11 protein-coding genes are annotated in these 11,125 nt (G+C 73.9%); 2 read left to right on the top strand and 9 right to left on the bottom strand.

Annotated features, from left to right (window positions below):
* The 3 genes from ON36_RS10310 to ON36_RS10300 all read right to left on the bottom strand — a co-directional run.
* Positions 1-531, bottom strand: a 531-nt coding sequence (locus ON36_RS10310; protein ID WP_043650759.1) for a copper transporter, incomplete at its 3' end; no start/stop codon positions are given.
* Positions 528-1,727 (bottom strand): putative cytokinetic ring protein SteA, encoded by a 1,200-nt coding sequence (gene steA / locus ON36_RS10305; protein WP_043650758.1) that lies wholly within the window; start codon positions 1,725-1,727, stop codon positions 528-530. The genes ON36_RS10310 and steA, both read right to left, overlap by 4 nt.
* A 168-nt stretch (positions 1,728-1,895) precedes the next feature.
* The gene (locus ON36_RS10300; protein WP_043650757.1) at positions 1,896-2,369 is read right to left on the bottom strand and encodes a hypothetical protein; all 474 of its coding nucleotides are present in this window, start codon (positions 2,367-2,369) and stop codon (positions 1,896-1,898) included.
* A 209-nt stretch (positions 2,370-2,578) separates the two neighbouring features.
* On the opposite strand from ON36_RS10300, the gene ON36_RS10295 reads away from it, so the two are divergent.
* A complete protein-coding gene (locus ON36_RS10295; protein ID WP_043650756.1) occupies positions 2,579-3,001 on the top strand; it encodes an SRPBCC family protein in 423 nt (140 codons plus the stop codon).
* A 62-nt stretch (positions 3,002-3,063) separates the two neighbouring features.
* On the opposite strand, the gene recN is transcribed toward ON36_RS10295, so the two are convergent.
* From recN to ON36_RS10265, 6 genes are all read right to left on the bottom strand, one after another.
* Positions 3,064-4,833: a DNA repair protein RecN gene (recN, locus tag ON36_RS10290; protein ID WP_043650755.1), complete on the bottom strand. Its 1,770-nt coding sequence runs from the start codon at positions 4,831-4,833 to the stop codon at positions 3,064-3,066.
* A complete protein-coding gene (locus tag ON36_RS10285) occupies positions 4,811-5,752 on the bottom strand; it encodes an NAD kinase (RefSeq protein ID WP_043650762.1) in 942 nt (313 codons plus the stop codon). The genes recN and ON36_RS10285 overlap by 23 nt, the downstream gene beginning before the upstream one ends.
* Positions 5,749-6,570: a TlyA family RNA methyltransferase gene (locus ON36_RS10280; protein ID WP_043650754.1), complete on the bottom strand. Its 822-nt coding sequence runs from the start codon at positions 6,568-6,570 to the stop codon at positions 5,749-5,751. Before ON36_RS10280 ends, ON36_RS10285 begins: the two co-directional genes overlap by 4 nt.
* On the bottom strand, positions 6,571-6,858 hold the full coding sequence (locus ON36_RS10275; RefSeq protein ID WP_052313839.1) for a hypothetical protein: 288 nt from the start codon (positions 6,856-6,858) through the stop codon (positions 6,571-6,573).
* 13 nt (positions 6,859-6,871) lie between these two features.
* Positions 6,872-7,765 (bottom strand): HAD-IIA family hydrolase, encoded by an 894-nt coding sequence (locus tag ON36_RS10270; RefSeq protein WP_043650752.1) that lies wholly within the window; start codon positions 7,763-7,765, stop codon positions 6,872-6,874.
* 421 nt (positions 7,766-8,186) lie between these two features.
* Entirely contained in the window at positions 8,187-9,272 is a 1,086-nt protein-coding gene (locus ON36_RS10265) for a tetratricopeptide repeat protein (RefSeq protein ID WP_373281791.1), read from the bottom strand.
* Here ON36_RS10265 and ON36_RS35435 point away from each other — a divergent pair.
* Positions 9,219-11,081 carry a hypothetical protein gene (locus ON36_RS35435; protein ID WP_169334692.1) on the top strand — a complete coding sequence of 621 codons (1,863 nt, stop codon included), beginning with the start codon at positions 9,219-9,221 and terminating at the stop codon, positions 11,079-11,081. The genes ON36_RS10265 and ON36_RS35435 overlap by 54 nt on opposite strands.
* Positions 11,082-11,125 lie beyond the last annotated feature (44 nt).

Here is an 11,125-nt window from a genome sequence, read left to right as displayed (position 1 = left end):
GGTGCTGCGCGGCTGATCGGTGGCCGGGTCGGCCAGCAGGACCGTGCCGAGCAGGTCGCCCGCCATGGTGCCCTGGTCGATCGCGCCGGTCTTCAGCTGCTGGCCCGCCGGGACCAGGTTCGTCAGCGCGGTGCGCAGCCGGTCGCCCTCCCCTGCGTCGAGGAAGGCGTCGGTCAGCGCGAGCCTGCCGGTCACGGTGGCGCCCGCGGTCCGCAGAGACCGGCCGACGGCCTCGACGTCGGCCGGATCGGCGTCGGGGGTGGTGAACACGATGACCGACTTGTTCGCCAGGGTGCCGCCGAGCACCCGGCCCGCCGATCCGGCGACGAACCGGTCGGCGGCGTCGAGCTGCTCGGTGAGCCTGCGGTTCTGGTCACCCAGGGTGTCGACCTGCCCGCGCAGCGCGGATCGGTCCGAGCGCAGCCCCGACAGCAGGTCCTCGGCGACGGTCTGCGAACCGAGCACCACGCCGACGGCCAGCGCCAGGAAGATCGCCGCGATCGAGATCGCGTGCTGACGCACCGAGATCACAGCAGGCTCCGCAGGCGCAGCACGAGGCCGTTCCAGGTATCGATCGCCCAGTCGAGCATCTCGGCGCCGTTGTGCGAGGCCAGGATCACCACCACGACCGCGACCAGGGCGGCCAGGACGACCAGCGCGAACGCCGCGCCCGTCGACCGGTGCCGGTACAGCGTCGCCACCGCCTTGGCGTCGACCAGTTTGGTCCCGACCTTGAGGCGGGTGAGGAAGGTCGCGGGCGTGGAGTCGCGCCTGCCGCGATCGAAGAAGTCCTCGAGCGAGGCCGCCGACCCCGCCAGCACGATCAGCGAGGCGCCGTGATGATCGGCCAGCAGCAGCGCCAGGTCGGTGGCCGATCCCGAGGACGGGAAGGTCATCGCGCCGATGCCGAGATCCTGGATGCGCTCGAGCCCCGGCGCGTGCCCGTCGGTGTCGGCGGGCAGGATCATCTCCGCGCCGCAGCGCAGCGTCTCGGTGGCGATCTCGTCGGGGTCGCCGACGATCAGGTCGGGGGTGTACTTGAGCTTGCGCAGCGTGTCCGCGCCGCGCCCGACCCCGACCAGGATCGGGGCGTACTCCTTGATGAACGGCTTGAGCCGCTGGAGTTCGGCCGCGTGATCCGGCCCGTCGGCGACCACGACGACGTGGCGGTTGCGCAGGTCCAGCTCCACGTCGGGCACGCCGATGCCGTCGATGAGCAGAGCGCTCTCGGTGCGGACGAATTCGGTGGTGTTGCCCGCGAAGGCGTCGAGGTGGTCGGCCAGGCCGTTGCGCGCCTCGATCATCCGCTCCGCGATCGCCGACTCGTCGAATTCGATGCCCTCGACCAGGACCTCGGGTTCCTTCCGCGTCAGCTTGTCGGCGTAGACGATGCCGCCATCGATACGGACCTTGGCGCCGTCCTTGATCCGGCCGAAGGCGTCGGAGGAGACGGTGTCCATGAGCAGGATCCCGTTGGCCACCAGCACTTCCGGGCCCAGGTTCGGGTAGCGGCCCGAGATCGAGGGCGAGGTGTTGATCACCGCGACCACGCCCGCCTCGACCAGGCGGTCGGCGGTCTGGCGGTCCAGATCGGTCTCGTCGAGCACCACCACGTCACCGGGACCGACCCGCCTGAGCAACCGGCGGGTGTTGCGGTCGACCCGGGCGATCCCGGCGACACCGGGCAGGGTTTCGGTGTTCTTCGACAGCAGCGCCGGCATCTTCATGGCGCCGATGATGAGCGCAAACCCTCAACCATTGGTGGAGGCGCGCCGAATCCGCCGTCACATTTGTCACTGTGACCCATCTCGCCGGGCAACCGACCGGCATCGACGGACGCGCGTGCGGCACCGGACGATTCAGCTCGCCCCCGGTCGTGGCGAACGCGCTCCGCGTCAGCCGGCGTGGAAGGCGCCGAAGCCGGGGACCACCGTCACGCTCGGGCCGATGTTGCCGCCGACGGAGACGGCGTACACGCCGGCCACGATCTGCCCCGACCCCGTGTGCACGGTCACCGGCGCGACGGGACACAGCGCGGGCTCGGTGCAGGGGTGGATGTAGGGCACGTCGGCGACACCGGACTCTCCGGTACTCACGTTGAGCCACTGCACGCGGGCGCGCAGCCACGGCGATCCGTCGCCCTTGTAGGGCAGCGGCGCGGTCACCCCGAACGAGGTCTGCCCGGGCCGCTCCCCCGTGGTCGCCGTCACGGTGACGTGGTCGGTGCCGGGGCCGTTCATGCTCCAGCCCCAGAAGGCCGCGGCGCCGGCGAAGTTCGTGGTCACCGGGTCGGCGGCGGCGGCGGTTCCGCCGGCGACGAGCACCGCCGCCGTCGCCAGGGCCCCCGCGACACCGAGTCTGCTGATCATCCGCATCGTCTCGCGCTTCCTCTCGGACGGCCCCGCCGCGGCGGGGGTCGATCGAACAAGTTCGCCTGCCAAACGATCTACCGGGAGTATGCCGCATCGCGCCGCCGCGGGGTCACCCACACGCCCACCCGCCGTACGGTGCCAGGTCGGACGGGAAACCGCGGGTACCCGTATGCTGCGAGTCACAGACATCCGGACAGGAGAGATCCATGCCCCGCAGTACCGTCGAGACCACCTTCGACGCCCCTCGTGACCAGGTCTACCGCTTCTTCGCCGAGCGCGAGAGCGTGAGCCCCTACCTGCCCGTGACCGTCAAGCTCGTCAAGCCCGGCGCCGACGCGCGCGAGGGTGTCGGGTCCCAGCACCACCTGGGCCTCGGCCCGGTCGGGGTCACCGAGGAGATCACCGAGCTCGTCCCCAACGAGCGGATGACCTACAAGATCGTCAAGGGCGCCCCGGTGAAGAGCCACGTCGGCACCATCACCTTCACCGACACCCCCTCCGGCGGCACCCGCGTGGTCTACACCATGGATTCCGAGCCGTCGCTGCCCGTGCCCGCCAAGGTCCTCGAGTTCGGCCTGCGCCAGCTGACCAACCAGCTCATCGGCGGGGTGCGCAAGGCCCTGCGCTGACCCTCCCTACGACGCGCGGCGCCACCGGATCCGGTGGCGCCGCGCGTTTTCCGTCGAGGGGATCAGGCCGCCACGCGCTCGGCGCGGGCGGTCTCGAGCAGTTCCTCGGCGTGCGCGCGACCGGTCTCGGTGTCGTCCAGCCCGGCCAGCATGCGGGCCAGTTCGACCACCCGCTCGTCGTCGGTGAGGGTGCGCACCCCGCTGTCGACCTTGCCCTTGCCGTCGTCGGACTTGTTCACCACCAGGTGCGTGTCGGCGAAGGCGGCCACCTGCGGCAGGTGGGTGACCACGATGACCTGATGGGTGCGCGCCAGCCGGGCCAGCCGCTTGCCGATCTCGACCGCGGCCCGCCCGCCCACACCGGCGTCGACCTCGTCGAAGACCATGGTGGTGCCGTGGTCGGACCCGGCCAGCACCACCTCCAGCGCGAGCATGACGCGCGAGAGCTCGCCGCCGGAGGCGCTCTTGCTCAGCGGCAGCGACTGCGCGCCCGAGTGCGCCGCGAGCCGGAACTCCACCTCGTCCACGCCGTGGGAGCCCGCGTGCACGGTGGCGCCGTCGAGATCGAGCGGCGCCGAATCGCCGGGACCGGCGATCATCGTCCGCACCCGCACGTCGAGGGCGGCCTTGCCCATCGCCAGGCCGGTGAGCTCGGTGCTGACCGCCTTGGCCAGCTTGCCCGCCGCCTTGGCCCGGGCGGCCGACAGCTTGCGCGCGGCCTCGCGGACCTTCTCCGCGGCCGCGTCCACCTCGGCGGCGAGCGCGCTCAGCGCCTCCTCCGACACGTCGAGGGAGTCCAGCCGCAGGCGCGCCTCGTCCGCCCAGGCGATGACCCCGTCGATGTCGGGGGCGTACTTGCGGGTCAGGGTCTTGAGCTCGGCCTGGCGGGTCAGCAGCTGATCCAGCGCGCCGGGATCCGACGGCAGCTCGGAGAGGTAGCCGCTGAGCTCGGCGGCCAGGTCGACGACAACCGCGACCGCCTCGCCGAGCCGGGGCGCCAGCGCCGCCAGGGCGGGATCGTCGGCGGAGTCCAGCCGGGCCCGCGCCCCGCCGAGCAGGTCGAGCGCGCCCGCGCCGTCGCCGGGATTGTCGGCGGCGCCGGTGAGCGCCTCGTGCGCGGCGGCGGCGGCTTCGCGCAACGAGTCCAGGTCGCTGAGGCGGCGGATCTCGGCGACCAGCCGCTCGTCCTCACCGGGTTCGGGGGCGATGCCGTCGATCTCGGTCAGCGAGTGCTTGAGCCGGTCGGCCTCGAGGGCGAGTTCGCGGCTGCGCGCGGTCCGCTCGAGCAGTTCGGTGCGGGCGTCGAGCCAGGCGCGCCGCGCGGTCCGGTACCTGCGCAGCAGCGCGCCGACGCTCTCGCCGGCGAACTGGTCGAGGGCGTGCCGCTGCTGCTCGGGCCGCTGGAGCCGCAGCTGGTCGTTCTGCCCGTGCACGGTGAGCAGCTTGGCGCTGAAATCGGCGAGCACGGCCGCGGGCACCCCGCGGCCGCCCAGGTGGGCCCGGGAGCGGCCGTCGCTGTTGACCGTGCGCACGGCGATGATGCTGCCGTCCTCGTCGGCCTCCGCGCCCGCCGCCTCGAGCACCTCGGCCACCGCCGCGCGGGCGGCGTCGTTGACCTCGTCGGTGACGAAGCGCCCCTCGACCACCGCCTTGGCCTGGCCGACACGCACCCGGCCCGCGTCGGCGCGGGCGCCGCTGAGCAGGTGCAGGCTGGTCACGACCATGGTCTTGCCCGCGCCGGTCTCGCCGGTGAGGACCGTCAGGCCCTCGTGGAACTGCGCGGTCGCCGTCGAGATGACGCCGAGGCCGTCAATCCTGATCTCTGTCAACACCTGGGATCTCCGTTCGCCGCCTGCCCCGCCAGCCGGTCACGGGCAACTGGAACTTGCGCACCATCCGGTCGGCGAACGGCGCGGAGTCCAGCCGCACCCACCGGACCGGTCGCGCACCGCGCACCGCCTCGGCCCGCCCACCGTGTGGCAGCGCCAATGTACGTCTGCCGTCGAGAAATACGATCGCGTCGTGCCCGGTGGCCACGGTCTCCACCGCGATCACCGAATCCGGGCTGGTCACCAGCGGCCGCGCGAACAGCGCGTGCGCGTTGCTCGGGATGACCAGCAGGGCTTCGAGTTCCGGCCACACCACCGGCCCGCCCGCGGAGAACGCGTAGGCGGTGGACCCCGTCGGCGTGGCGATGAGGATGCCGTCGCACCCGAAGGCCGACACCGGCCGCCCGTCGACCTCGAGCACCACCTCGAGCACGCCCATGCGCTGGGCGTTCTCCAGGCTGGCCTCGTTGAGCGCCCAGCCCCGCTCGACGACGACGTCGTCGACCCGGACGGTGACGTCGATGGTCATCCGGTCCTCGACGCGGTAGTCGCGCCGCACGACCTGGGCCAGCGCCTCGTCGAGATGCTCGGCCTCGGCCTCGGTGAGGAAACCGATACGGCCCAGGTTGATTCCGAGCACCGGAACGCCGCTGGGCCTGCCGAGTTCGGCGGCGCGCAGGAAGGTGCCGTCGCCGCCGAGCGCCAGCACCATCTCGCAGCCGTCGGCCGCGCCGGGGCTGTGCGGCACGACGCGCACCGGGAAGCCGGCGGGCTCGTCGCCGAAGCGGGTGCTGTCGGCCTCGTCGGCCAGCACGCGCAGGCAGATCCCGGCCTCGGCGAAGATCTTGGCCACCCGGTGGGCGGTCTCGATGATCTCGGCGCGGCCGGGATGGGCGACCAGCAGGATCTCGCGGGTGCTCACTGCGGGCCCTCCTCGACCGCGCGGGCGACCAGCGCCGCGACCTGTTCGGCGTCGTAGCCGGCCGCGCCGTCCTTGCGCAGCCACAGGAAGTATTCGACATTGCCCGACGGCCCGGGCAGCGGGCTGGCGACCACGCCGAGCGTGCTCAGGCCGAGCCCCGCCGCCGCGGCGGCCACCTCGCGCACGACCTCGGCGCGCAGCGCGGGATCGCGCACCACGCCGCCGGATCCGACGCGTTCCTTGCCGACCTCGAACTGCGGCTTCACCATCGGCAGCAGGTCGGCCCCGTCCGCCGCGCACGCCGCCAGCGCGGGCAGCACCAGCGCGAGGGAGATGAACGACAGGTCGCCCACGACCGCGTCGACGGTGCCGCCGATGGTCTCGGGCGTGATGTTGCGGACGTTGGTGCGGTCGTGCACGCGCACCCGCTCGTCGTTCTGCAACCGCCAGATCAGCTGGCCGTAGCCGACGTCGACAGCCACCACCTCGGCCGCGCCGCGCGCGAGCAGCACGTCGGTGAACCCGCCGGTCGAGGCGCCCGCGTCCAGGCAGCGCCTGCCCGCCAGGTCGAGGCCGGCCGGCTCGAACGCGGCGAGCGCCCCGAGCAGCTTGTGGGCACCGCGCGAGGCCCACTGGACCTCGTCGGGTTCGGTCCGCACGATCAGCGGGGTGCCCGCCTCGACCGCGGTGGCGGGTTTCGTCGCGACGGTGCCCGCGATGAGGACGCGGCCCGCGCCGATCAGTTCGACCGCGTGTTCCCGTGACCGGGCCAACCCGCGGCGAACGAGTTCGGCGTCCACGCGTGCGCGCCTGGCCACCTAGATCTTGTCCACGGTCGCGAGCGCGTCGACGAGCACCTCGTGCGCCTGCTCGAGGATCCGGGCGCGACGGGTGATGTCGGCGCCCGCCTCGGTGCTCTCGGCCGCGTGGGGAACGGCGGGCGAGGAGCCGAGTTCGGCGAGCAGCGCGTCGATCTCGGCCCGGACCCGCTGCGGATCGGCCGGTTCGGGCTGTCCGGGACCACCCGGCAGGTGACTGCCGGGCAACGGGACCCCGGGACGGGGGCGCGGTGTGGGGCCGCTCGCGGGCGAACTCGGTGTACTCATCGTGGGGTCAACGCTATCGGATTTCCGAATCGGTTGCGCGCACGCGTACCGCCACGCCGGGCTCGGCCGCCAGCCGGGCGGCCAGTTCGCCGCAGGCCGCCGCGTCGGCGGCCTGCGGGGCGTTGAGCGCGTCCAGCGACAGCGCCACGAACGTCGGTACCCGCTCCGCGGGCGCGGCGACGAGGTCGTCGAGGGTGCTGACGCCGGTGAGGACCAGCAGCGAGTCGAGCCCGAGCCCGTTGGCGCCCTCGATGTCGGTGTCGAGCCGGTCGCCGACGACCAGGGCGCGCCCGCCGCCCGCGCGGGCGAGCGCGTCCTCCATCAGGGGCGCGAACGGCTTGCCCGCGACCAGCGGCTCCCGGTCGGTGGCCGCGCGCAGGGCCGCGACCATCGCGCCGTTGCCCGGGGCGAGACCGCGCTCGTTGGGCAGGGTCCGGTCGGCGTTGGCGGCCACCCAGAGCGCGTCGGCGCGCACCGCGTAGGCGGCCTCGGCCAGATCCGGCCACGCGGTCAGCGGCGAGTGTCCCTGGACGACGGCGGCCGGCGGTTCGCCGTCGAAGCGACGCACCGGGGTGAGCCCGACCGCGCTCACCTCCGCGACCAGGTCCTCGGTGCCGACCACGAGCACGGTCGACCCGGGAGCGAGCCGCTCGGCCAGCAGGCGGGCGGCGGCCTGCGCGCTGGTCACCACGTCGTCCGGGGCCGCCGGGTAGCCGAGTTCGGCCAGGTGCCGCGCGACCGGGGCGGGGCCCCGGGCGGCGTTGTTGGTGACGTAGACGAGCCGCTGCGCCGAATCGCCGTCGGGCGCGAGCGCTTTGGGCGCGCCCTCGATGACCTCCGGACCCCGGTACAGGGTGCCGTCGAGGTCGAGCAGCAGAGCGTCGTAGCCATCGCGTAGCCGGTTCACACCATCTCACTGTCGTCGTCGTTACGGGCCGGGACGAACACGCGCAGACCCTACGCCGAGCCACCGACACATCCGTCCCGTGACCCGGAGCCGCCGGATCACAAGCCCTTTCATGATCAGGCATCACCGCGCGCCGATCCGCGGCGGGTAACAGGCACTCGGTTCCCGTCCCGCCGGGAGTCGCCCGACATGCCGACAGGTGTGTCGCGAACACGCCGACCTCCGCGGTGGGCCTGCGCCGCTCCGCGTGCCGGGACGCACGGCACCTGCACCGCCGGTTCCCGCGACGTCCGGGGCCGGGGCGCGCCGACGGTCCCGGAGGCGTGCCACGGGTTCGCTCCCCCGCGCCGGACGGTCGCCGCGGTGCCGGAACACGAACGGCCGCCCCCGGTCTCGGGGGCGGCCGTCGGTGATGCGGGAGCTACTCGCCGGTGAGTTCGGCGGCGCGTTCCTCGGCGTCGGTGTCGCCGTCGACGTCGGCCGAGGCCGCGTTGAGGAACCATCGCAGGCCCTCGTCGGTCCGGCCCGCCGCGACGAGCGCGTCGGCGTAGGCGTAGAACAGGCGGGCCGCGGCCGGTCCGGTGCGGGCCGGATCGAGGTCCGAGGTCTGCAGGGTCACCACGGCCTGATCGAACTGGCCGAGGTCCATGCGGGCTCCGGCCACGACGATGCGCAGCTCGCTGGCCTCGTCACCCTTCAGCCGCTGGGCTTCCTCGCTGCGGCCGAGTTCGATCGCCCGCTCGGGCCGGCCGAGGCCGCGTTCGCAGTCGGCCATGACCGCCAGCAGCCCGGACCCACCGGACATGCGCCGCGCGGTCCGCAGCTCGGAGAGCGCCTCGGCCCACTCCTCGGCGTGGTACGCGACCACGCCGGCGGTCTCCCGGACCACCGCGATCCGGCCCGCCCGCTGCCGGGCCGCGCGCGCGTGGGCCAGGGCCAGCCGCGGGTCGTCCTCCAGCAGCTCCACGGCCATGACCAGGTGCCGCGCCACGGTCTCGGCATTGCCCTTGTCCAGGCTCAACAGATCGCGGCGCACGGCCGGATCCAGATCGGTGGCCTGCACGTCCTCCGGCAGATCGGGCTCGTCCGGGCGCGCCGGACGGCGATCCAGCGAGCGTCCACCGGTCACCCGGGCGCCCTCGCCACCCCGGCGGCGGTCGTCCCGATCGTCACGCGAGCCGTAGCGGTCACCACCGCGATCGCGATCGTCACGGGAGCCGTAGCGGTCGCCACCGCGATCCCTGTCGTCGCGGGAGCCGTAGCGGTCACCAGCACGGTCCCGATCGTCACGGGAGCCGTAGCGGTCACCACCGCGATCCCTGTCGTCGAGAGAGCGGACCTGCTCGTCATCGGCACCGCGAGTGGGCTGCGCCTCGTCGCGCGACTCCGCACCATCGCTCGCCGACGTACCGCTCGCAGGGGCGTCGCTCGCCGCCGTACCGTTCGCAGGGGCGTGGCTCGCCGTCGCGCCGCTGGCCGACCTGCCGCTCGCGGCGTCACCCGCCAAGGCGCCACTTGTCGAGGCGCCACTTGTCGAGGCGCCACTTGTCGAGGCGCCACTTGTCGAGGCGCCACTTGTCGAGGCGCCACCTGTCGAGGCGTCGCCGCCTCTGGCGACCGCATCGCCGGTGTCCGGGCCCGTGCCGGCCGCCTTGCCGGTGGCCGGAGCGGTGTCCCGAGGAGCGTCGCTGTCGGCCGTGACCGTCGCGTCGGTGCCGCGCTCGGTCCCTCCGACGCCGGAGACCGCACCGGCGTCGCCGAGCGACTCGTCCGCGCCGCCGGTCACCCCGGCATCGGTTGCCGCGCTGACGTTCTCCCCGGCACGAGTCTCGGCCGACGCGGTCGAACCCGCGTCGTCGGAGGTCTCCTCCCGCACGGACTCCGCGTCGGACTCGCGCCGGAAGCCACCGCGGTCCTCGCCCCGGCCGCGCCGGTCGTCGCGCGGGAACCCGCCACGGTCGTCGCCGCCGCGACGGAACCCGCCCCGATCGTCGCCGCCACGCTTGAATCCGCCGCGATCGCCACGATCGTCGCCGCGCTGGTAACCGCCGCGCTCGCCGCCGCGGGACTCGCCACCGCGCCGGAAACCGCCACGGTCGTCGTTCTCCCGGCGGAACCCGCCGCGGTCGTCGCCGCCGCGCTGGTAACCGCCGCGCTCGTCGGATCCGCCGCGACGGAACCCGCCCCGATCGTCGCCGCCGCGCTTGAATCCGCCGCGATCGTCGCGGGCATCGCCACCGCGGTTGTACCCGCGGTCGTCGCCGGACCGGCGGAAGCCGCCGCGGTCGTCGTCGCGCCGCTGGTAGCCACCGCGGTCGTCGGAGCCGCCCCGGCGGAACCCGCCGCGATCGTCGCCGCCGCGCTGGTAGCCGCGGTCGTCGCCACCGCGGCCGCCCCGGTCGCCGCCGTCCCGGCGGAAGCCGCCGCGGTCGTCGCCCCGGTTGCTGTCGCGGCGGAAACCGCCACGATCGCCTTCACGCTTGAAACCGCCCCGATCGTCGCCGCCGCGCTGGTAACCGCCGCGATCGTCGTCGCGACGCTGGTAACCGCCACGGTCGCCCTCGCGCTTGAATCCGCCACGGTCGTCGCCGCGGGATTCGCCGCCGCGCCGGAAACCACCGCGGTCGTCGTCGCGCCGCTGGTAGCCACCGCGGTCGTCGGAGCCGCCCCGGCGGAACCCGCCGCGATCGTCGCCGCCGCGCTGGTAGCCGCCGCGGTCGTCACGCGGGCCGCCGGACCGGTTGTATCCACCACGATCGTCGTCGCGGCGCTGGTAGCCGCCGCGGTCGCCGCCCTCGCGCCGGAAGCCGCCCTTGTCGTCGTCGCGGCGGAAGCCGCGATCGGAACCGCCTGTGCCACGGTCGGATTCGCCGCGGCGGTAGCCGCCGCGGTCGTCACGCGAGCCGCCAGACCGGTTGTATCCGCCTCGGTTGTCGTCGCGCCGGTCGCCGGCGTCGCGCCGCTGGTAGCCGCCGCGGTCGCCGCCCTCGCGCCGGAAGCCGCCCTTGTCGTCGTCGCGGCGGAAGCCGCGGTCACCACGGTCGAATCCGCTGCCGCGGTCGGACCGGGGGAAGTCTCCCCGGCGCTCGTTGTCCCGGTGGCCGCCCCCGCGCTGCCCCCCGCTGTTCCGCTCGTTCGGTTCGCCGCGCCGGCCGAAGCCGCGGGCGTCACCGTCCCGGCGGAAAGGCTTCCGTCCGTCGTTGTGTTCCGACACGGCGATCCCTTTCTGGTTTCATGGCCCCGCCTGGTGAAATTCAACCACGCACGGGAGGCGGGGCAGCAGCTGCCCGGCGTGGTGGGCCGAGAACAGCCCTGAAACGCCGATAGGGGACCCAGATCTGGGTCCCCTATCGCGAAGGA

The sequence above is a fragment of the Nocardia thailandica NBRC 100428 genome (genome assembly GCF_000308795.1).
Classification (GTDB): Bacteria; Actinomycetota; Actinomycetes; order Mycobacteriales; family Mycobacteriaceae; genus Nocardia; species Nocardia thailandica.
Note: the sequence above shows the minus strand (reverse complement) of the source record. Positions and strands in the feature narration are given on the sequence as shown.

Bases quoted from the DNA above. Each gene is read 5' to 3' on its own strand.
- steA (WP_043650758.1), bottom strand. From the start codon at position 1,727: ATGAAGATGCCGGCGCTGCTGTCGAAGAACACCGAAACCCTGCCCGGT.
- ON36_RS10275 (WP_052313839.1), bottom strand. From the start codon at position 6,858: ATGAGTACACCGAGTTCGCCCGCGAGCGGCCCCACACCGCGCCCCCGT.
- ON36_RS10295 (WP_043650756.1), top strand. From the start codon at position 2,579: ATGCCCCGCAGTACCGTCGAGACCACCTTCGACGCCCCTCGTGACCAG.
- ON36_RS10300 (WP_043650757.1), bottom strand. From the start codon at position 2,369: ATGATCAGCAGACTCGGTGTCGCGGGGGCCCTGGCGACGGCGGCGGTG.